The 21,504-nt window shown below is 55.9% G+C and carries 14 protein-coding genes; 6 read left to right on the top strand and 8 right to left on the bottom strand.

Going from position 1 to position 21,504, the window contains the following annotated elements; translation table 11 throughout:
• The first annotated feature begins 61 nt into the window (after positions 1-61).
• Positions 62-922, top strand: coding sequence for a hypothetical protein (locus RQ935_RS01010; protein WP_311496816.1), 861 nt, complete (start codon positions 62-64; stop codon positions 920-922).
• Between the two features lie 84 nt (positions 923-1,006).
• Here RQ935_RS01010 and msrB read toward each other — a convergent pair whose 3' ends face one another.
• Positions 1,007-1,399, bottom strand: coding sequence for a peptide-methionine (R)-S-oxide reductase MsrB (gene msrB, locus RQ935_RS01005; protein ID WP_311496815.1), 393 nt, complete (start codon positions 1,397-1,399; stop codon positions 1,007-1,009).
• Positions 1,396-4,245, bottom strand: coding sequence for an excinuclease ABC subunit UvrA (gene uvrA / locus RQ935_RS01000; protein ID WP_311496814.1), 2,850 nt, complete (start codon positions 4,243-4,245; stop codon positions 1,396-1,398). The genes msrB and uvrA overlap by 4 nt, the downstream gene beginning before the upstream one ends.
• A gap of 82 nt (positions 4,246-4,327) precedes the next feature.
• On the opposite strand from uvrA, the gene RQ935_RS00995 reads away from it, so the two are divergent.
• Both RQ935_RS00995 and RQ935_RS00990 read left to right on the top strand, forming a co-directional pair.
• Entirely contained in the window at positions 4,328-4,612 is a 285-nt protein-coding gene (locus RQ935_RS00995; protein WP_311496813.1) for a YciI family protein, read from the top strand.
• 34 nt (positions 4,613-4,646) lie between these two features.
• Positions 4,647-5,636 carry a bile acid:sodium symporter family protein gene (locus RQ935_RS00990; protein ID WP_311496812.1) on the top strand — a complete coding sequence of 330 codons (990 nt, stop codon included), beginning with the start codon at positions 4,647-4,649 and terminating at the stop codon, positions 5,634-5,636.
• 6 nt (positions 5,637-5,642) lie between these two features.
• On the opposite strand, the gene RQ935_RS00985 is transcribed toward RQ935_RS00990, so the two are convergent.
• Both RQ935_RS00985 and RQ935_RS00980 read right to left on the bottom strand, forming a co-directional pair.
• A complete protein-coding gene (locus RQ935_RS00985; protein ID WP_311496811.1) occupies positions 5,643-7,358 on the bottom strand; it encodes a cell wall-binding repeat-containing protein in 1,716 nt (571 codons plus the stop codon).
• Positions 7,359-7,390: 32 nt separating this feature from the next.
• Positions 7,391-8,413, bottom strand: coding sequence for a TerC family protein (locus tag RQ935_RS00980; protein WP_311496810.1), 1,023 nt, complete (start codon positions 8,411-8,413; stop codon positions 7,391-7,393).
• A 289-nt stretch (positions 8,414-8,702) separates the two neighbouring features.
• Here RQ935_RS00980 and putP point away from each other — a divergent pair, with 289 nt between their 5' ends.
• Both putP and RQ935_RS00970 read left to right on the top strand, forming a co-directional pair.
• Positions 8,703-10,358 carry a sodium/proline symporter PutP gene (putP, locus tag RQ935_RS00975; RefSeq protein ID WP_311496809.1) on the top strand — a complete coding sequence of 552 codons (1,656 nt, stop codon included), beginning with the start codon at positions 8,703-8,705 and terminating at the stop codon, positions 10,356-10,358.
• A 126-nt stretch (positions 10,359-10,484) separates the two neighbouring features.
• A complete protein-coding gene (locus RQ935_RS00970; protein WP_311496808.1) occupies positions 10,485-13,994 on the top strand; it encodes a bifunctional proline dehydrogenase/L-glutamate gamma-semialdehyde dehydrogenase in 3,510 nt (1,169 codons plus the stop codon).
• A 187-nt stretch (positions 13,995-14,181) separates the two neighbouring features.
• Here RQ935_RS00970 and uvrB read toward each other — a convergent pair whose 3' ends face one another.
• The 4 genes from uvrB to rpsA form a co-directional block, all read right to left on the bottom strand.
• Positions 14,182-16,353 carry an excinuclease ABC subunit UvrB gene (gene uvrB / locus RQ935_RS00965; RefSeq protein WP_311496807.1) on the bottom strand — a complete coding sequence of 724 codons (2,172 nt, stop codon included), beginning with the start codon at positions 16,351-16,353 and terminating at the stop codon, positions 14,182-14,184.
• The gene (coaE, locus tag RQ935_RS00960) at positions 16,350-17,045 is read right to left on the bottom strand and encodes a dephospho-CoA kinase (RefSeq protein WP_311496806.1); all 696 of its coding nucleotides are present in this window, start codon (positions 17,043-17,045) and stop codon (positions 16,350-16,352) included. Before coaE ends, uvrB begins: the two co-directional genes overlap by 4 nt.
• A complete protein-coding gene (locus RQ935_RS00955; RefSeq protein ID WP_311496805.1) occupies positions 17,038-18,213 on the bottom strand; it encodes a glycerate kinase in 1,176 nt (391 codons plus the stop codon). The genes coaE and RQ935_RS00955 overlap by 8 nt, the downstream gene beginning before the upstream one ends.
• Positions 18,214-18,437: 224 nt before the next feature.
• Positions 18,438-19,910 (bottom strand): 30S ribosomal protein S1, encoded by a 1,473-nt coding sequence (gene rpsA / locus RQ935_RS00950; protein ID WP_296179783.1) that lies wholly within the window; start codon positions 19,908-19,910, stop codon positions 18,438-18,440.
• A gap of 286 nt (positions 19,911-20,196) precedes the next feature.
• Between rpsA and RQ935_RS00945 the strand changes: the two genes are divergently transcribed.
• Positions 20,197-21,459, top strand: a complete 1,263-nt coding sequence (locus RQ935_RS00945; protein WP_311496804.1) for a dicarboxylate/amino acid:cation symporter — start codon at positions 20,197-20,199, stop codon at positions 21,457-21,459.
• Positions 21,460-21,504 lie beyond the last annotated feature (45 nt).

Below are 21,504 nucleotides of genomic sequence, written 5' to 3'. Positions count from 1 at the left end.
CAAATGTTGAAACGTTGTCGCCTCTCAGGGTTTAATGGCTGTAAGTGATTGGAGTTCACAGATGTCAAAACAGAAAAAAGGATCATCTAAGCCGAATCTGACGGTGTCCAAGCCCAGTAATCGTTCCGGCGCCGTTCTGGCTATCGTATTGGTTGCCATTGTGCTGGCTTTGGTTATCGTCTTTATTAAGATTGCGACCACGAAACACGAGCTAGAGGCTCAGCCTACGGACACAATCGCCGGCACGAAAACAATGATTGGCTTCGCCGAACCCCAAACCTACGAGACCGGACGGGGGATTTGGCTCAAAGGCGGCAAAGTCTTGACGAACGAAGAAATTACCGACGAAGCGAAAAAAGGTACCAAAGTCCTCGAACTGTACTATGACTACTTGTGCAACATCTGTAATGACGTCGAAGCCCAGCTCAATCAGGGTCAACAGCTGAACGATTTGGTAGAGGGCGGGAAGGCGATTGTAGTATTGCGCCCGACCCTGACCCATGCCCAGCAGTTGAAGTTCCCCAACATTGCTTATTCCGCTAATAACCTGATGTACTGGACAGCTGAAAATCAGCCCGACAAACTGTGGGAGCTCAGCAAAGATTTGACCGGGTTCGCGATGGACAACTACAAGTCGGCCGATTACGACAAGAACCAGAACAATACCGAATGGGCGCAGACTATCCGCGAACCTGACGCCGAGCTGGCTAAAATCGCTGCCGCACACGGCATCGATTACAAGTCCGTTCCTCCAGCTACTCCCGAATCCGGCTTAGAGTCGATTAATATTCTGGCCGAACAGCGGGTCAAGAGTCTCGGACGTGACAGTGCCGGAACCCCGCTTTACATTGCGAACGGTCGGGTCGTGGACCTCACTGGTCTGGGGTCAGATGATAAGTTGCTAGAAAAAGCGACCCTTTAAAGTCTTCCCGCGGATTTCGGGAGGGATTTAGTACACGTTTCGCCTTTTTGGTCAGATACGCCAATAAGCAGTCTGCGGGCGAGGTTATTCCTGTGGTTGGAAACTCAATGCCACCGAATTCATGCAAAACCGGTTGCCGGTTGGAGTTTGGGGCGCATCGGGAAACACGTGTCCCAAATGGGAACCGCAGTTGGCGCAGCGAACTTCGGTGCGCACCATACCGTGGGAGGTATCAGTGACTTCGCACACCGCCCCCGGTTTCGCCTCGAAGAAACTCGGCCATCCGCACCCGGAATCAAACTTTGTATCGGCATCGAACAGCGGCTCACCACACGCGCCACAACTGTAGATTCCAGAACGCGATTCATAGAGCAGTTTCCCGGTGCCCGGTCGTTCTGTAGCGGCTTGCCGTAATACTGCATAAGCGCGGGGGGTCAGCCGTTCTTTCCATTCCTCGTCGCTGACGTTGATAGTCATTTTTTGCCTTTCGGTTTCAGGATTTTTGCCAGGTATTGCCCGGTAAACGAACCGGGCACTTTCGCCACGGCCTCAGGAGTGCCCTCAGCCACGACCGTACCGCCGCCTTTGCCTCCCTCAGGGCCAAGGTCTATTACCCAATCGGCACACTTGATGACATCTAGATTGTGTTCGATGACCACAACGGTATTGCCTTTCTCGACCAGTCCCTGCAGGATGGCCATAAGTTTGCGGATGTCGTCGACGTGCAGTCCGGTAGTCGGTTCGTCGAGGACGTAAATGGCGCGGCCATTCGTCCGTTTATGCAGTTCACTGGCCAGTTTGACCCGTTGGGCTTCCCCGCCAGACAGCGTAGTCGCGCTCTGGCCAAGTTTCACGTATCCCAAGCCGACCGCGGTCAAAGTGTCCAGGTAGCGTGACACGCTGGGAATAGCGGAAAAGAACTCGGCAGCCTGAGAAATCGGCATGTCCAGGACATCACGTACATTTTTGCCGTGATAGAACACCTCCAAAGTTTCCCGGTTATAGCGCGCTCCGCCGCAAACCTCGCAGGGCACATAGACGTCGGGCAGGAAGTTCATCTCGATTTTCAGGGTACCGTCGCCGCGGCAGGCTTCACAGCGCCCGCCTTTGACGTTAAAGGAAAACCGACCCGGTCCATACCCGCGAATCCGCGCTTCTTCGGTCTGTGCGAACAGTTTTCGGATGGCATCCCAAACGCCGGTATAAGTTGCTGGATTGGAGCGCGGAGTGCGGCCGATGGGCGATTGGTCCACGTGAATAATCTTGTCCAGCAGAGCGGTGCCCTCAATCTGCTTGTGACGTCCCGGAACCACGTGGGCACGGTTCAAATCTCGGGCTAAGGCCTGGTACAGAATGGAGTTGACTAGGGTCGATTTTCCGGATCCTGACACCCCGGTAACCGCGATGAGACACCCCAGAGGGAACGACACGTCGATGTTTTGCAGGTTATTTTCTCGCGCGCCACGTACCGTCAGAATACGCTGGGGGTCAGGTTTGCGGCGTTGACGTGGGATTGCAATAGATTTTCGTCCAGCTAGATAGTCCGCAGTCAGCGAGGACTGGTTTTTCAGCAGATCCTTCACCGTCCCGGAATGGACGATTTGTCCGCCGGACTCACCCGCTCCGGGACCGATGTCCACCACCCAGTCCGCCGACCGGATAGTGTCCTCATCGTGTTCCACCACGATGAGGGTGTTGCCCAAGTCGCGCAGACCTTTCAAGGTGTCGATGAGACGTTGGTTGTCGCGTTGGTGCAGACCAATGGAAGGCTCATCCAACACATAGAGTACTCCTACCAGTCCGGATCCAATCTGGGTAGCTAAACGAATGCGCTGAGCCTCACCCCCGGAGAGGGTATTTGCCGCTCGCGATAAAGTCAGATAGTTCAACCCGACATCAATGAGGAAGGACAAACGCGCCCGCACCTCTTGCAAAATCGGCGTAGCTATTTGAGCTTTCATACCAGATAAAGGAATATCTCTTAAATAGGATTGAACTTCATCGATGGCTAAATCGGTGAGTTCAGAGATATTAAGTTTCCCGATACGAACCGCTAAAACTTCCGGCTTCAAACGCCGCCCCTGACACGTCGGACAGGGCACCTCCCGCATATAACCTTCATATTTAGCTTTGGAAAAATCAGAGTCAGTTTCATCGTAACGACGCTGAATATAGTTTGCAGCTCCTTCAAAGCCCGTGGTGTAGACCCGTTCACGTCCCCACCGGTTGCGATACTTCACCCGTACCTTATAGTTTTTGCCCCACATCAGGTAGTCACGCACCTGCTCGGACAGATCCTGCCACGGAGTGTCGAGGTCGAACCCAACCTCGTCTCCCAGTCCCTTTAGGATGCGTTGCATGGTGTCTTTGGAACTCGTCCAGGGGCTGACAGCACCTTCACGCAGGGTCAATTCAGGGTTTGGCACCACCAGCTCCGGGTCAATGACCAGCCGGGAACCAATCCCCGAACAGTCGGGACAGGCTCCGTAAGGCGCATTAAAGGAAAACGTGCGCGGTTCGATTTCTTCCAAAGCCAGCGGATGATTATTCGGACAGGCTCGTTTTTCCGAAAATCGACGGCTACGTTGGGGATCCTCCGGGTCGCGGTCGACGAAATCGACGACCACCAGCCCTTCTGCCAAACTCAATGCAGTCTCGATAGAATCCGCCACTCGCGAACGGGAACCCTCCCGGATGACCACCCGGTCAACGGACACCGAAATATCATGTTTCAGCTGTTTTTCCAGTGTTGGGGGTTCTTCCAGGCGATGATTTTCGCCGTCCACTCGCATCCGGGTAAAGCCTTTGGCGGCCAGCTGCGCAAACAGTTCCGAGTACTCGCCTTTTCGTCCGCGGACCACCGGGGCCAAAACCTCTAACCGCGTCCCTTCCCCCAAAGTGAACAGCCAGTTCACGATCTGTTCGGCGGACTGGGCAGTAATTTCCTCGCCGCACACCGGACAGTACTGGGTCCCGGCTCGCGCAAACAGCAGGCGCAGGTAGTCATAAATCTCGGTAATAGTACCCACCGTGGAGCGCGGGTTGTGAGAGGTGGACTTTTGGTCAATCGACACCGCGGGAGACAGGCCTTCAATGAAGTCCACCACGGGTTTATCCATCCGCCCTAGAAACTGCCGAGCATAGGAAGATAGGGACTCCACGTAGCGGCGCTGCCCTTCGGCAAAAATCGTGTCAAAAGCGAGCGATGACTTGCCAGAGCCGGACAATCCGGTGAACACCACTAAAGCATTCCGAGGGATTTCAACGTTGACAGCCTTGAGGTTATGTTCGCGCGCTCCGTGGACTTTCAAAGTTTCATGCACCTGTTCAGTTTAATGCCCAAGTGTGTTTCTGACGATTCGGGGTCGGTTTTCGTTGCACGTGACGCGCGCCTAGAATCGACCTATGAGTAAAGTTGTCGTTATCTACCACTATGACCCCACCCGTGAAGCCGACCGGGCCACGATTCGCCCCGAGCATCTGGCTTACTTGGGGAACTTAGAAAAATCCGGGAAACTTCAGGCCGCTGGTGCCTGGATGAACGAAACCGAAAAACCCGGCGCGCTGATACTGATGAACGTCGAGACCCCGGAAGAAGCGTTGACGTATCTGAAACACGATCCGAACCAGGTTCACGGCATAGTGCAGGAAATCGAGACGCATCAGTGGGGACCGGCTATTGGTTCCTAACTGCTGAATTGCTATAGCTGGCTGGCACGGTCCCATGTCTTTCATTCGTTGGTTCTTTACCTACGTAGACTGGTTTGTTTTCACCCTGTTGTTGATTATGATTGCGGGGATTTTTATCCCTCTGCCCGCCGCGGTAGTAACCTTCGTGGGTGCCGTCAGCCACTACGCCATCGCCGTACTGTTCTTTGTTTATGGAGCGCGCCTAAAAACCGCCGAGGTCATGGGCGGACTAAAGAACTACCGCCTGCAGCTGGTCATTTTGGCCTCCACTTTTGTGCTTTATCCCCTGCTGGGAATGTTGAACTATCAAGTCTCCGGGTGGTTTTTGGGACCGAGTTTCGCACTGGGGATGTATTACACCTGCCTGCTGCCTTCCACGGTGCAATCCTCTATCGGCTTTACGTCCATCGCCGGGGGTAATGTCGCCGGAGCGGTCACCGCCGCCACCATCTCTAACTTGGTAGGGACGTTCGCAACTCCCCTGCTGGTCCTGTTTCTGCTGGGCAAGGCCGGTACCGTCTCGTTGACGACGTTGCGCGATATTGCCGTGCTGATTCTGTTACCTTTCGTGCTGGGCCAGCTCAGCGGGCGATGGACCCGCACGTGGTTGAACGCCCACCCCATCATCACGAAAACGGTGGATAAAGGCACGATTTATCTGGTGGTCGTCTCGGCGGTTTCCAGTGCGAAACTGCACGGCTTGTGGGATACCGTGGGGGCTTTAGACTTTGTGCTGATAGGCGCCGATGCCTTGGTCGTTGTCGGTATCATGCTCATCTTGACCTGGTTCGGGTGGGGGAAGCTCTGCGCTTTGAATCGCGCTGACCGCATCGCCGCCATGATGTGCGGTTCGAAAAAATCCCTCGCTACCGGTCTGCCGATGGCGATGATTATTTTTCCGACTTCCCTGTTCGGCGCTATCGCGGTGCCCATCATGCTGCTGCACTTAGAGCAGCTCATCATGTGTTCAGTCATTGCGTCGCAGCTGGGACGCGCAGCTGGTTCTCGCCAGGCTGATTTCTAAAAATCCCTAGCCGCGCACACCCCAAGCTACGGCCTCGCTGACCGCTCCCGGCCCTCCCATAACCACGGAAAAACCACGGTTGGGTAGCTGTGCCAATCGGGCTGCGGTAGGTGCGGACAGGACATTGGGATTGGTCAGCAGCAGACAGGCGTTGCGGTGCGCGGCCAAAGCTGCGCCGGCCAGACCATCGGGAAAGTTCACACCGCTAGCCACCACGGCCGAAGTTGCCGCGGGAGAAAATGCTTGTGCCACCAGCTGAGCGGTTTGATAGCGATCCAAGCCTTGAATGGGTTGCGACTTAAAAGCAGCTAATCCTGCCTGGTTCCACGCCTGCACCGCCGGCCCACCGATGGGAAATATACTTCCCCCCGAGTGGGCTTGGTGGTTTTCAATAAAACCAACCGTTTCTGGCGGAAGGGAAGCTCCGGCGTTCAGCACCACTACGCCATGTGCGAACGCAGCGCCCGCTCCCGAACTCAGCGCATCAGCAAATGAAAGACCGCCTGCCAAGAAAATCGGTGTTTGGACGATACCCCGTTGATTCCATTCCGCAATAGTTTGACCGGCAACCGCCGTCGCAGTTCCGTAGCGATTCATGCCGTAAATGTGACTGACCTGGACCCCACGTGCTTGTAAGGCTCCTAACGTGGCAGAATCAAAAGCCACCTGACCTCCCACCAATCGCACGTCACGAATTCCCCTGGCCTGGATTTCGGCGACCGTACCGGGTTCCACAAAAGGACCGTTAGACAGAACCAGCGGAGCACCCAAAGCCGCGGCCAAGGGGCCGGCGCTCAAAGCATCGGGTGCCGCTCTACCGGTGGCGATGACCAGGGAAGGCCCGGTAAACCCGCCTTGTCGCCAGGCGGCAATAGAGGTGGCGACCCGGTCGGGTCCGAAAACGCGACCCGGCGCGGGGTTGGCGGGTAGCGCTGCTTGGGGCCGCTGGTTGGGAACCTGATTTTGGCCGGGATTGGCAGAAGGATTCGGTTGCGCCGGCACTATCCAAGGCGTGCCTTCCCAGGGAACCGCTTTGATTGACTCAAAAATCCACCTGGCGAAAGCAGCGCTAGGGACAAATTTGTAGTCCTCAGGCTGCAAGTATCCCCGCGGCGCTTGCACCGCCGCGGACAACACACCATAGACCACCCCACTGCTGACCAGAGGACCGCCAGAATCCCCGACTTCTGAAATATTTCCGCTCCCGGAACGAGCGTAAAGAAACCCATCCCCCGGGGAACCCAAGGAACTCAACTGCCCGACTTTCAAATCCACCCCGGTACCAAAACCGTAAAATTGGGACGGGGAACCAGAACTCAGGTTTTGGACGCTAAAAGGCAAGGTAGCTTTACCAGGAGCATTGAGTTTCACCAAAGCTACGTCAAGATAAGGGTGACCCACGATATTGGTGACTTGGTAAGGCCAGTTGTAGTTCACGTGCGCGCCTACGGAAGCATAGGCGTGCTGAAGATCCGCGTTGGCCACACAGTGTCTAGCAGTCAGCACCCAGTATGGGGCGACAAACGTACCGCTGCACTTCATCCACCCGGAATCTATACGGTTCACCATCTGGAGAGCCACAGCCCAATCTGTGCTAGAGCCCCCGGCTAGGTTGCCCCCCTTGATGGCTTGAGCAGGAACCGGAACAGTGAGGAGACTGGCAGAAAAGAAAAAGACAGCAAGCGCGGTCCACAAGTGATGAAGGTTTAGATATCTGCTCACAAAGATAATTTATCGGCGAGTTTGTGAAGTTTTTAGATTTCCGTACTGTTCGGCGGCAAATCACGGCATTCTTTTTTCACGCGATGTCTGCTGACCAGCAGAGAAACTACCGTGGTAATAATTAATACCCCGACGATATAGCCTAAAGACACCGGGATGGTCGCTTCGGGCAGTCCCGTAAAGGGCTGGCCGCCGTTGATGAACGGAATTTCGTTCGTACTCAAAGCATGGACTATAAGTTTGCCCCCGATGAAAGCCAGAATGGCAGCTAAACCGTAATGCAGGAAAATCAGGCGTTCCATCAGACTTTCAATCAGGAAGTACAGCTGCCGCAGGCCCATCAGCGCGAAAGCGTTGGCGGCGAACACGATGAAAGCTTCTTTAGTCAGACCGAAAATGGCGGGAATGGAGTCTACTGCAAACATCACGTCTGCCGTCCCCACCGCCACGACGACCAACAGAAAGGGCGTAATGTGACGTTTGCCATCAATCTTGGCAAAGTATTGATGGCCGACGTAATCGGGCGTAACCGGGAAAATCCGGCGAACCCAGGAAACAAAAAAGTTTTCTTTGTACTCTTCATCCTCATCGGAGCCGGCGCTCCCTTCGCGAACCTGTTGAAAAGCTGTAAACAGCAGGAACACCCCAAAGATATAGAAAATCCAGCTGAAATGTTCGATGAGGGCGGCCCCCAGGAGGATGAAAATCAGACGGAACACCAGCGCCAAAGTGATGCCGACCGCAATAATTTTTTGCTGAACCTCACGCGGCGCTTTAAAGGCAGAAATGATGATGACAAACACGAACAAATTATCCAGAGACAGCGACCACTCGGTGACCCAACCGGCGAAGTACTGTCCTCCTAAGTCCCAGCCCAAAGTTAGGCCGATGACCAGTCCTGCCACCACCGCTATGGAAATGTAGATGGCAGTCCACGTCGCAGATTCCTTCATGGAAGGGAAATGGTCTTTGCGGACGTGGGCGAAAAAATCAAAGGTCAAGATGCCGATAATAACGACAAACAGAATTATCCAGGCCAGTAGGGGAATATGCATACGTAAACGTTCCTCCGGTACGAAAATAGTCGGGTACCGAAGGTCTCTCCCCGCCTGACGGTTCGCAGGCCGGTGGCACCGAGTTTCGCGGTTCCGCGGCATGTGCGGCGGACGGCTTCACTGTGATGACGATGCCCTCGTTAGTGGGAATACTCCCCCTCGTACCTGCGATTCTATCAGGAGTCAGGACACGTTTCTTAAATGTGGGACTTAAGTACTATGATGTCGCTTGTCGATGTACTCGGCTCGCATCGTTGCAGGCCGAATTATTTTCAGAAAGGTTCAGTTTATGAGCATAACTACAGTTGTACCCGCAGGAGCCGCTGGAACCACGGCTAATCCCGCAGGCATCGCTATCGCGATGATTATCTATTTCGTAGCCATGATTATGATTGGTATCTATGGCTATACCCGTTCCAAGAGCCTGGACGACTATATGCTGGGCGGGCGTGATCTGCCCCCCTTTGTAGCCGCCCTTTCCGCTGGTGCGGCTGATATGTCCGGCTGGTTGATGATGGGTCTGCCCGGCGCCATGTACCTCAGCGGGATTTTCAACGGCTGGATTGCGATTGGTCTGACCGTCGGAGCCTGGATTAACTGGCTGGTTACTGCGCCGCGCTTGCGCGCTTACACGGAAGTCGCCGGCGACTCGATTACGGTCCCGTCGTTCTTTTCCAACCGTACTCACGATAAGTCAAAGATCATCCGCTACGTAGCGGGCATTATCATCGTGGTGTTCTTTACCCTGTACGTGTCCTCCGGCATGGTGGCCGGTGGAACTTTCTTCCATTCGACCTTTGGCTGGGACTACCACGTCGGCATGGTGTTTGTGGCCGGCATCGTGATTCTCTATACCCTGGTCGGCGGCTTCCTGGCCGTGTCTTGGACAGATATGGTGCAAGGTCTCATCATGATGGTGGCCTTGATAGCGGTGCCGATCATGGGCCTAGTGGTGATTGGCGGATTTAGCGGTGTCGCCGAAGGTTTGTCGACCACCGGAGATAACTCCCTGCTGAACCCCATGGGCACCGGACTTGACGCAGTAGGGTGGATGGACTGGATTTCCAATGTGGCATGGGGCTTTGGTTACTTCGGAATGCCCCACATCATTGTGCGTTTCATGGCGTTGCGTTCCCCGCGCCAAGCCACTCCCGCCCGGCGCTTCTGGCTGGGTTGGATGGTATTCTGCCTGCTCGGCACCGGCATGACCGCAATTATCGGCCGTGCCATGAGCGAAAAGGGCATCATTCCCGACCTGATGCCGAAAGAGGGCGTGGAGGGCAACCCCCAGGAGACCGTGTTCCTGGTTATGGGTACCAGACTGTTCCCGGCTATTCTGGCTGGCTTTATGTTGGCCGCTATCCTAGCCGCGATTATGTCTACCGTGTCCTCGCAACTGTTGGTGACGTCTTCAGCCATGGTGGAAGACATCTACCACGGGGCCACTAAGAAAGAACTCAGCGACTACAAGGGCGTGCTGTTGGGTCGTATCACGGTTCTGTTGGTGTCTGTGGTGGCTGCTGTGCTGGCCATAGATCCGTCAAACTCCGTACTGGGACTGGTGTCCTTCGCTTGGGCAGGTTTCGGGGCCGCCTTCGGTCCCATCGTCATCTTGTCGCTGTATTGGAAGCGACTGACCTGGCAAGGAGCGGCTTCCGGCATGGCCGTGGGTGCCGTGGTCGCGATACTGTGGAACAAGGCGTTCAACAACGGCGATGCTTCGTGGATCGCTTATACACACCTGTATGAAATCGTGCCGGGATTCCTGCTGTGTCTGCTGGTGGCTTGGCTAGTTTCCAAAGCGACCTGGCGAGACGACCCCGTTATTCTCGAGGAGTTTGAACGTGCGGTGGCCATCGCTAAGGGGCAGCCCGATCCGAAAGGTCTGATTAAGACTCTTGAGGAAAAACAGTCTGAATCCGCGGCTGAGAAACAGAATTCCTGATTTCTTCGCAAAATAGACAGTTAAAGACTCTGCAAAACGTGTCAGTAAATGATAGGTAAAAGGTGACGGAATTGCTCTGGTGAGCAACGAGTACCCCGAGCGAAAACACAACCCAAAGGAGACAAGTTGAAACCGCTCAATGAACAAGAATTAGCTGAACTGAGGGAAGTCGGTCAGCTGGCTGTAAAACGAGCTCAGAAGTGGATTGAGGCCTCAAAGAAATACCCGGTCGATTACGCTTCTAAGCTGCTGTCACGCACTTTAAAAGATCCGCGTGGCTTGGACTTCACCGTGGCGTTCGTCGATGAAGTCGTGCGTCCGGAGGATATCAAGATTGCCGGCGAGAATCTGGCAGCATTGGTGAAAGAAAATAAGCCGTCTTTCCTGCCTCCCTACCTGAAGTTGCCGGCTGTGTACGGCGGGGCTTTGGGTACGGTCATCCCCGATATTGCGGTTCCGGCGGCCCGGCGAGTGTTCCGTGAACTGGTGGGCGACTTGGCTATCGATGTCACCAACAAGTCCTTGGGGCGGGCTATTGCGAAGCTACGCGCGGACGGATCCCGGCTGAACATGAACCTTTTGGGTGAAGCGGTGCTGGGCAACAAGGAAGCCTCTCGACGTCTGAGTGACGTGGTGGAACTGCTGCAGCGTGACGATGTGGACTACGTGTCTATCAAAGTGTCCGCGGTAACCGGCCCCCACATCGCTTGGGACTACCAAAAGATGGTGGCATACGCGGTCGAGAACCTGGTGCCGCTGTACCGGGAAGCCAACAAGTTCAGCCCCAAGAAGTTCATTAACTTGGACATGGAGGAATACCACGACCTGCACATGACCATCGATGTGTTCAAGCAGTTGCTGGACCGCGAGGAATTCAAGGACCTGGAGGCGGGTATCGTACTCCAGGCTTACCTGCCGGATTCGCTGGGAGCCATGCAAGACTTGCAGGCTTGGGCGGCGAAACGTGTCGAAAGCGGTGGAGCGCGAGTCAAGGTGCGTGTGGTCAAAGGCGCGAACCTGTCTATGGAGCACGTCGACGCCATGATGCACGGCTGGCCGATGACCCCGCAGCCCTCGAAACAGCACACCGACGCAAACTATATGCGCATCCTCAACTATGCGTTGACACCTGAACATACTCGGAACATCCGTATCGGCGTGGCTGGCATGAACGTGTTTACCGCCGGTTTCGCTTACGAGTTGGCGAACAAGCGCGGGGTGTTCCAGTCCCACGGCTGCGAGTTTGAGATGCTGACGGGCATGAACAGCTCCATGGCTCGCGCAGTCATGGGAGACACTGGCCCGCTGCTGTACTACGTTCCGGTGGTTCACCCTGAGGAGTTTGACGTCGCCATCAGCTACCTGGTGCGTCGTCTGGAAGAAATCGCCGCGGAAGAAAACTTCATGAGCGCGGCTTTTGAGTTGACCACGAACCAGGCTATGTACGAACGGGAACGCAACCGTTTCGAGAAAGCCATTTCTATGGTCAACGACCTGGAGTTCGGGCCGCGCCGTCACCAGGATCGCAATAACGAAACCGCTGAGGAACTGGCCAAACTCGTCCAGGACGACTCCGGTAAGTGGGCGTTCCGCAACGTTCCGGATTCCGATCCGTCCCTGCCGGCTAACTTGGCTTGGGGCGAAGCGATTGCCGCCAAGATGCAGGATTCTCAGATTGGTAAGGACACAGTAGAGGCCTCCAAGATTAATAACGAAGACGAACTGCAGGGTGTACTGCATCGTGCTGAGGAAGGCGGTGCGAAGTGGTGGGCACTCAGCCCGGAGGAACGCGGCGAAATTCTGCACCGCGCCGGTGTCATCATGAGCCAACATCGCGCCGAGTTTATCGAAGTGATGGGTTCCGAGGCCGGTAAAGCCATCGACCAGGGCGACGTGGAAGTTTCCGAGGCTGTTGATTACGCTCACTACTACGCCGAAGAAGCTGTGGCGATGTCTCAGGTGGCGGGTGCCAAGTTTACTCCCGCCAAGATTACCGTGGTGACTCCGCCGTGGAACTTCCCGGTGGCGATTCCCGGTGGTTCGACCATTGCCGGTCTGGCGGCAGGTTCTCCGGTTATTTTGAAGCCGGCCTCCCCCGCTCGCCGCTGCGGAGCGTTGCTCGCAGAATGCCTGTGGGAAGCGGGCGTTCCCAAGGACGTGTTGCAGCTGGTGACGCTGGCCAACCACGGCTTGGGCAAGATTTTGGTCACCGATCCGCGGGTGGAACGCGTTATTCTGACCGGCGGTATCGAAACCGCGCAAATGTTCCGCTCCTGGCGTCCCGACCTGGGTCTGCTGGCTGAGACTTCTGGCAAGAACGCCATCATCGTCACTCCTTCGGCCGACCTTGACTTGGCGGTAAAGGACGTTGTCACCAGTGCGTTCGGTCACGCGGGGCAGAAGTGTTCGGCCGCGTCTCTGGTCATTTTGGTGGGTACGGTTGGTACCTCCAAGCGTTTCCACAACCAGTTGATTGACGCGGTGCAGTCGCTGAAAGTTGGTTACCCGTGGGATTTGGGTATCCAGATGGGGCCGGTCGTGGAAAAGCCCGGCGAAAAGCTGCTGCGCGGCTTGACCCAGTTGGAGCCTGGCCAGAGCTGGGCGGTGAAGCCGAAGGAACTTGACGATTCCGGACTGTTGTGGAGCCCGGGCGTGCGCGCCAATGTGAAACCCGGCAGCGAATACCACATGACTGAGTACTTCGGCCCGATTTTGGGTGTGATGCGTTGCGACACTTTGGAAGAAGCCGTCGAGCTGCAAAATCAGGTCGAATACGGCTTGACCGGCGGTATTCACTCCCTGAATCCGGACGAAATCAAGTACTGGCTGGATCATGTTCAGGTCGGTAACGCTTACATCAACCGTGGTATTACCGGTGCCATCGTGCGGCGTCAGCCGTTCGGCGGCTGGAAGCGTTCCGTAGTGGGTGCCGGTTCCAAGGCCGGTGGCCCCTCCTACCTGTACGCTTTGGGCGAATGGAGCCCGGATGACGCGACCTTAGGTAGCATTGCCGGTTCGGCTTCTGGCGATTTGGCACGGGAATTGACCGCGCTGGCCGATGAAATCGGAGACAATGACAAACTCGAAAAGTCTTTGGCTGGCGATGAAACCGCTTATGCCCAGGAATTCCAGGTCAATCGCGATCCATCCCAGCTTGGTGTGGAACGTAACATCTTCCGTTGCCTGCCGGTTCCGGTGGTCGTGCGGATCGGTGAAAACGTCAAGAACTGGGAGATTGCCCACGTGTTGCACTCCGGCTTGCTGGTGGGTTCCAAGATTACGGTTTCTACCGTTAAGCCGTTGACCCCCGGTTTGGCTGGTTTTGCCTCCAAGCACGGTGTCAGCGTGATGGTTCAAGATGAAGCCGCCTGGTTGAACTGGGCCAAGAGCTGGGCCGCTCACGATGCCGGCTTTGACGGGCGGATTCGTATCATCGGTGAAAGCCGTACCAAGGTCGCTGAAGCTATCGACGGTTCTGTTGATGTTGCCATCTGGGATCACCCGGTCACCTATTCCGGTCGGGTCGAAATGATCCCGTTCCTCCACGAACAGGCGGTTGCTTTGACGAACCACCGCTTTGGCGATCCCACGCCAATCACCAACGGCATTCTCGAGGACCACGTGGTGGACTACTAATCCGCCCATTGGGCTTTGAGCTCATAACTTAATCCATCCGGTGGCTGCTGAAACACAGCAGCCACCGGTGTTTATCGTGCATTTGCAAACTTAGACTCCGCAATTCCGAGTGCGCCAAAGCGGGCGAAACCAAGCCAACCCAGCCGCCCTTGTGCGCATGCTTTGACCTGAAACACAACCCGAAACGCTAGTTGCCCAAGGCTTTCCCGCGGCGGATTTCTTTCTTTAGGTCAGCGATTTCATCGCGCAGCCGAGCCGCCAGCTCAAACCGCAACTCGCTGGCGGCCGCGTGCATCTGTTCGGTCAGTTCCGTGACCAGCGAAACCAAGTCCACGGTATCGTCGTGCTCGCCAGCCTGAGCTGACTGGTCATCTGCTGCATTGGCTCGCGCTCGATTGATGACCTCCAGAGCCGCGCGGGCTGCTGCCGCGTCCTGAGCCGCGCTCCGGGCGGCGGGGGAAGGCTTTTGGTCAGGCTGACGATACCCGGTTCCCAACAATTCTGCGGTGTCGATGTCCTCGCGTGCCAACATATCGGTCACGTCAGAGATTTTCTTGCGCAGCGGCTGCGGATCAATACCGTGGGCTTCGTTATAGGCAATCTGCTTTTGGCGGCGCCGCTCAGTTTCGTCGATGGCTTCGCGCATCGCGTCGGAAATCGCGTCGGCGTACATATGAACTTCCCCGTGGACATTTCGGGCGGCGCGCCCAATCGTTTGAATGAGCGACTTCGCGGAACGCAAAAAACCTTGCTTGTCGGCATCCAAAATCGAAACCAGCGACACTTCGGGCAAATCCAACCCCTCGCGCAGCAGGTTGATGCCCACCAGCACGTCGAACTCACCTTGACGCAACGATCGTAGCAGCTCCACCCGACGCAGGGTATCTACATCCGAGTGCAGGTATTCAACCCTAATCCCGCGCTGAGCCAGGTATTTGGTCAAGTCCTCCGCCATGCGTTTGGTCAGGGTAGTCACCAATACCCGCTCATCCGCTTCGGTGCGCAGGCGAATCTGTTCCATCAGGTCGTCAATCTGACCCTCTACCGGTTTCACCACAATCTTGGGGTCAACCAGGCCGGTGGGGCGAATGATCTGTTCCACTACCCCATCGCTCAGACCCAGTTCATAATCCCCCGGTGTCGCGGACAGATACACCGTTTGCCCGATACGGTCTTGGAACTCCTCCCACTTTAGAGGACGATTATCCATCGCGGAAGGCAACCGGAACCCAAAGTCCACCAGCGTGCGTTTGCGCGACATGTCGCCTTCAAACATGCCCCCAATCTGGGGCACCGTGACGTGAGACTCGTCAATGACCAGCAGAAAATCCTCCGGAAAGTAATCCAGCAAGGTGTGCGGCGGTTCGCCGGGCTGCCGGCCGTCAATATGCAGGGAATAATTCTCAATGCCCGCACACAACCCAATCTGGCGCAGCATCTCTAAGTCGTAGGTGGTGCGCATCCTGAGGCGCTGTTCTTCCAACAGTTTGCCCTGGTCATGAAACCACTTGCAGCGTTCCTCTAGTTCGCGCTCGATTCCGGCCAAAGCGCGTTCCATGCGTTCGGGACCGGCGACGTAGTGCGAGGCGGGGAACACATAGATTTCGTTCACTTCGTGCAAAGTCGCCCCGGTCACGGGGTGCAGCAAGGCCAGGGCGTCAATCTCGTCGCCAAACATTTCCACCCGCACCCCGAGTTCTTCATACATGGGAATGATGTCAATAGTGTCCCCGCGCACCCGAAAATTGCCGCGCGTGAAATCCACGTCATTGCGGTTGTACTGCATCTGCACGAATCGCTTGATGAGGTCTTGACGTCCAATCTGCATCCCTCGAGTCAGGTGAATGCCGCGCGACACGTACTCTTCCGGTGTGCCCAAACCATAGATGCAGGATACCGAGGAAACGACCACCACATCGCGGCGTGTCAGCAGGGAGTTTGTCGCCGAGTGCCGCAGACGTTCCACTTCATCGTTGATAGAGGAATCCTTTTCGATGTAGGTATCGGTTTGCGGCACGTAGGCTTCGGGCTGGTAGTAGTCGTAATAAGACACGAAGTATTCCACGGCGTTTTTCGGCAGCAGTTCCCGAAACTCGGCGGTCAGCTGGGCCGCCAACGTTTTGTTTGGTTCCAGCACAAGGGTGGGGCGCTGCAGTTTTTCGATGAGCCAAGCGGTGGTGGCGGTCTTGCCGGTGCCGGTCGCCCCCAACAGCACGACATCTTTTTCACCAGCATTGATTCTCTCAGCAAGCTCCGCGATGGCTTCCGGCTGGTCCCCGGAAGGGGTGTATTCGCTGACGACTTCCAGCGGAATCGGATTTTCCACCAAATCGCGAGGCAGCGCCTTTGTTTCAGTCATAGTCCCAGTGTAGGCAAATCCGAGTCACCGTGCTTTGCAAAGTTTGAAAGCTCCGGCACCGAGCGGGCGGACAGAATCTTCCACAGCGCTGCCGCGTCCGCTTCCAGATCCTCGCGCGTACCGCAGTTTTCCACCCAAAACGTCGCGATGGCTTCCCGCTGGTCACGGCTGGCTTGTGCGTCAATCCGCTCGCAAGCTTGCGCCTCGGTCAGCTGACGATCCCGGGTGAGGCGCGCCAAGCGCACTTCCAGGGGGGCATCCACCATGACACAGCAGTCAAAACGGGTGTGGTTACCGGTTTCGGTTAACAGAGGTATCTCGGCCACCAGCACGTCTTGCGCTCCCAATTGAGCTAACAACCGGTCCATTTCCTGCCAGACGAGGGGGTGCAAGATGCCTTCCAAGCGGGCTTTCGCGGCGGGGTCAGAAAAAATGAGCTGTGCCAGGGCGGCCCGATTCAGCTGTCCCCCCGATTCCCACACCTCCGTGCCAAAAGCTTCTCGGATTTGTGCCGTGGCACATCCCTGCGGACCGGTGGCAGCGCGCAACACTTCATCGGCATCAAAACGAACTCCGCCGAGAGCAGCCAAACAGTTGGTGAACTCCGTCTTTCCCGAACCGATGCCACCGCTGATAGCAACTTTTAGAGCGCGATTATCCGGAACGGAAAACGCACGCAGCTGTTTAATCATCAAGCGCTTTCAGCAAGATGTCGCTGATGGCGGGATTCGCCCCCACCGTCATCAGCTGCAAAGTCAAAGTTACCGCGTCCTCCAACAAGATAGATGCTTTGTCGATGGCAGCTTTTTCACCGGTCATAGCCTGGTGCATGATGGGAATAATCGCGGTGAATCCGTCCTGCAGCAAAATCTCATGTCCCAAGCCCAGGCGCGCGGTGAATGCCAAAACTGGAATGTCGTGTTGGCGAGCCAGTTGGGCCACTCCCCAGGGTGTCTTGCCGCGTTGGGTTTGGCGATCGAGCTGACCTTCGCCGGTTAGCACCAGGTCGGCGCCTGCCATAGCTGCGTTGAGATTCGTCGCTTCAGCCACGACCTCGAAACCGCGACGATTTTCCGCGCCCAAAGCGAGGAAAGCGGCTCCCATACCTCCGGCGGCACCGGCCCCTTCCACGTCCGTCACTTTGACGCCGGTGGTTTCCTCCAACAGTCGGCCCCAGTTCTTAAGGCAGCGATCGAGCTTACCCAACTGCAACGGTTTGGCGCCTTTTTGCGGACCAAACGAGGCCGAAGCCCCGCTGGGGCCGGTCAGGGGGTTACGCACATCGTTTGCGGCGACAATTTTTACTTTACTCAAACGCGGATCCAACCCCGACAAATCCAGCCGAGCGGCGTTAGCCAGAACGTGAACTTTCGGTTCGAGCTCGTGACCAGCCTCGTCAAACAGTTTTGCACCGAGATTGTGCATCATGCCCCAGCCGCCATCATTGGTCGTCGAACCACCCAAACCGACCACTATAGTCTCGGGCTCCAAGTCCAAAGCGGCTTTCAGCAACATCCCCACACCTTCGGTGTTGGAATCCATAATGTTGCGTTCCAGCATGGAAATGTACATAATTCCGCAGGCCTCGGCGGTGTCCAAGACGACCATCCGTCGCGCGGGAATCCAAGTAAATTCGCCCTGACGTTCACGACCCAGGGCATCTACTGTCTGAGCAGTTTTCACTTCCCCGCCATAAGCATTGAGCATGACCGCGGCGGTCCCCTCCCCACCGTCAGCCACCGGCACCGCGACCGTTTCGGCGTCAGGGAATATGGCCTCAACGCCGCGCTTCATCGCAGCTACTGCTTCCTCGGCGGATAAAGAACCCTTGAACGAATCCGGGGCAATGACAATTTTCACGGCAGTTACCTCTCTATGCTGCGCTCAAAAATCTGGCGGTGCTAAATATTTCATCCGGTCATCGAAAACCGCGGTATTTCTCAGCTTAAGCCACCCCGCAGGGAAATGTGGCTGAATGCCGGAGCAAAAATTCGGGCATAAAAGTGATGCGGAAACCAGTTCGTTTCCGCATCACTATTAAAATTGTTGCCGGCTCTGTAGCCGCGCCGGGGCTAACTGGAGTTTTACTCTCCGGCCAGCTTGTCGCGCAGCGCCGCCAAAGCCTCGTCATCCGCCAAGGTACCAGAGGTATCGGCTTCTTCCTCAGTGGTGGAGCTGTAAGAAGTCTGTTCAGCTACGCCTTGAGCGATAGCAGCTTCCTTGTCGGCTTCCTGAGCGACCTTGACCTGTTCCTTGTGGGCTTCAAAACGAGCCTGAGCCGCAGCGTAGGAGGCCTCCCAAGCAGCGCGCTGTTCCTCGTAGCCATCCATCCACTCGTTCGTTTCCGGATCGAAGCCTTCGGGGTACTTGTAGTTGCCCTCCGCGTCGTATTCGGCGGACATACCGTAAAGGGAAGGATCAAAGTCATCAGAGGTCACGTCCAGACCCTCGTTGGCCTGCTTCAAGGACAGCGAGATCCGGCGGCGTTCGAGGTCAATGTCGATAACCTTGACAAAGATTTCATCACCAATCTTGGCGACCTGTTCGGGAACCTCCACGTGACGAGTGGCCAACTCGGAGACGTGCACCAAGCCCTCGATACCGTCTTCGACCCGGACAAACACACCGAAAGGCACCAACTTGGTAACCTTACCCGGAACGATTTGACCGATCTTGTGGGTACGAGCAAAGGTCTGCCACGGATCTTCCTGAGTAGCCTTCAAGGACAGGGACACGCGTTCACGATCAAAGTCAACGTCAAGAACTTCCACGGTGACTTCCTGGCCGACCTGAACCACCTCGGAGGGGTGATCAATGTGCTTCCAGGACAGCTCGGACACGTGCACCAGGCCGTCCACCCCGCCCAAATCGACGAACGCGCCGAAGTTGACGATGGAGGACACCACGCCCTTGCGAACCTGACCCTTTTGCAAGGTAGACAGGAAGGTGGTGCGCACCTCGGACTGGGTCTGTTCCAGGAAAGCGCGACGGGACAAGACCACATTGTTGCGGTTCTTGTCCAACTCAATGATCTTGGTTTCCAGCTGACGGCCGATGTAAGGCTGCAGGTCGCGCACGCGGCGCATCTCCACCAGGGAGGCCGGCAGGAATCCGCGCAGGCCGATGTCGATGATCAAACCGCCCTTGACAACCTCGATAACGGTGCCGTTGACGACCCCGTCTTCCTGCTTCACCTTTTCGATGTCGCCCCAAGCGCGTTCGTACTGAGCGCGCTTCTTGGACAGCAGCAAGCGGCCTTCTTTGTCTTCCTTTTGGAGGACCAGAGCTTCGATTTCGTCACCAACTTTGACTTCCGCGTCGGGGTCCACATCATGCTTAATGGACAGTTCGCGGGAAAGAATAACGCCTTCGGTTTTGTAACCGATATCGAGCAAAACTTCGTCGCGATCAACTTTCACGACGGTTCCGGAGACAAGATCGCCATCGTTGAAGTACTTGATGGTCTTGTCGATTTCTTTGATGAGGTCCTCGGTCGAGCCGATGTCATTAATGGCAACCTGAGGAACGGTAGTAGGGACATTAGTAGTATTGGACATTTAGTTGGTGACTCCAAGGTCAGGTAGTAGGAATAATTACCGGTGCTGCCTCGCTCCTAGAAGGCTCAAAAAACCACCTGAAAGCGATAAAACACCAAGCATCCATCTTACTGGATAGCGCCAGCGTGTCCAAATTAAAACCGAAATAGACCCCCAGAATTTACTTTCCGAGACTCTCCGGCAAGTACTGCGACCAAAAGCGGGTTTTTCGCGGGGCCAGCCCGGGTCAGCGGGCGAGAGTCAACCAGATGAAAGAGGTATGTGAAAAGTGTGGTTTAATGCAGGAATGCAGTCTCTAGTTAATTTTTTCAAAAAGGGTGGCATCTTGCTCTGGGTTGTCATCGCGATTGTCCTGGGCATTATTTTTGGGTTTTTCGTTCCCAAGACCGTCGTTGTGGTTTTTGCCACGTTCAACTCTTTGTTCGGCCAGTTCCTGAACTTCTGTATCCCGCTGATCATTATCGGTTTGGTGACCCCCGCTATTGCTGACCTCGGTTCCGGTTCAGCGAAGTGGCTGGGACTGACCGCTCTGGTCGCCTATATCTCGACTATGTATTCCGGTTTCCTGACCTATGGCATTTCCGAGAACGTCTTGCCAAACTTCTTGCGCAAGGGTTCTCTGGCCTCCGTTGCGGATCCTTCGGCGTCAAGCATTGCCCCGGCGGTGACTTTGGAGATTCCCGCCCCGATTTCCGTGCTGGGCGCGCTCATTTTGTCCTTCATTATGGGTATCGGTTTGTCTATGGTGTCCCGCGGCACGTTGCGTCGCGCCTTCGTGGAGTTCCGCGCCATCATCATCAAGTTGATTGAAAAAGTTATCATCCCCCTGCTGCCGATTCACATCTTTGGTATCTTCCTCAACATGACAAAGACCGGCGAGGTTTACAACGTCATTGCCGTGCTGGCAGTGGTGGTCATCCTGGTCTTGGTGCTGGAGGTCGTTATCCTGGTCACTCAGTACCTGGTCGGCGGTTTGGCTTTCGGGGTCAATCCTTTCAAGGCTCTGTTGACGATGCTGCCTGCCTACGCGACCGCTCTAGGGACGTCTTCGTCTGCCGCCACGATTCCGGTGACACTGCGTCAAGTCAAGAAGATTGGGGTTCCCGACCCGGTCGCATCGTTCACGGTGCCGCTGTGCGCCACGATTCACTTGGCGGGATCGACCTCGAAGATTACTGCTTTCGCGCTGGCTATCATTATGACCTCCGATATTAAGGTTACTGTCGCCCAGTTCGTCGGGTTCATCTTTATGCTGGGTGTCACTATGGTGGCGGCTCCGGGCGTTCCCGGCGGTGCGATTATGGCGGCGACCGGCATCTTGTCCTCCATGCTGGGATTCAACGATGCCCAAGTTGCGTTGATGATTGCTTCTTACATCGCCCTCGATCCGTTTGGGACAGCTACGAACGTGACCGGCGATGGTGCTATCGCTATGCTTATGGCGCGGTTCTCGAGCGGCAAGATTGACGACAACGACAAAGAAATCGCCCAGAGCTTTGCCAGTGAAAACAACTTCGACACCGATAAATATCTGGAAGACGTGAAGTAACCGATTCCAACTTACCGCGGACCGGTGCCGGGTCTTCCGGTGCCG

The organism is uncultured Mobiluncus sp. (assembly GCF_963511525.1).
In the GTDB taxonomy this organism is placed as follows: Bacteria; Actinomycetota; Actinomycetes; order Actinomycetales; family Actinomycetaceae; genus Mobiluncus.
This window is presented reverse-complemented; position numbering and strand designations above follow the sequence as displayed.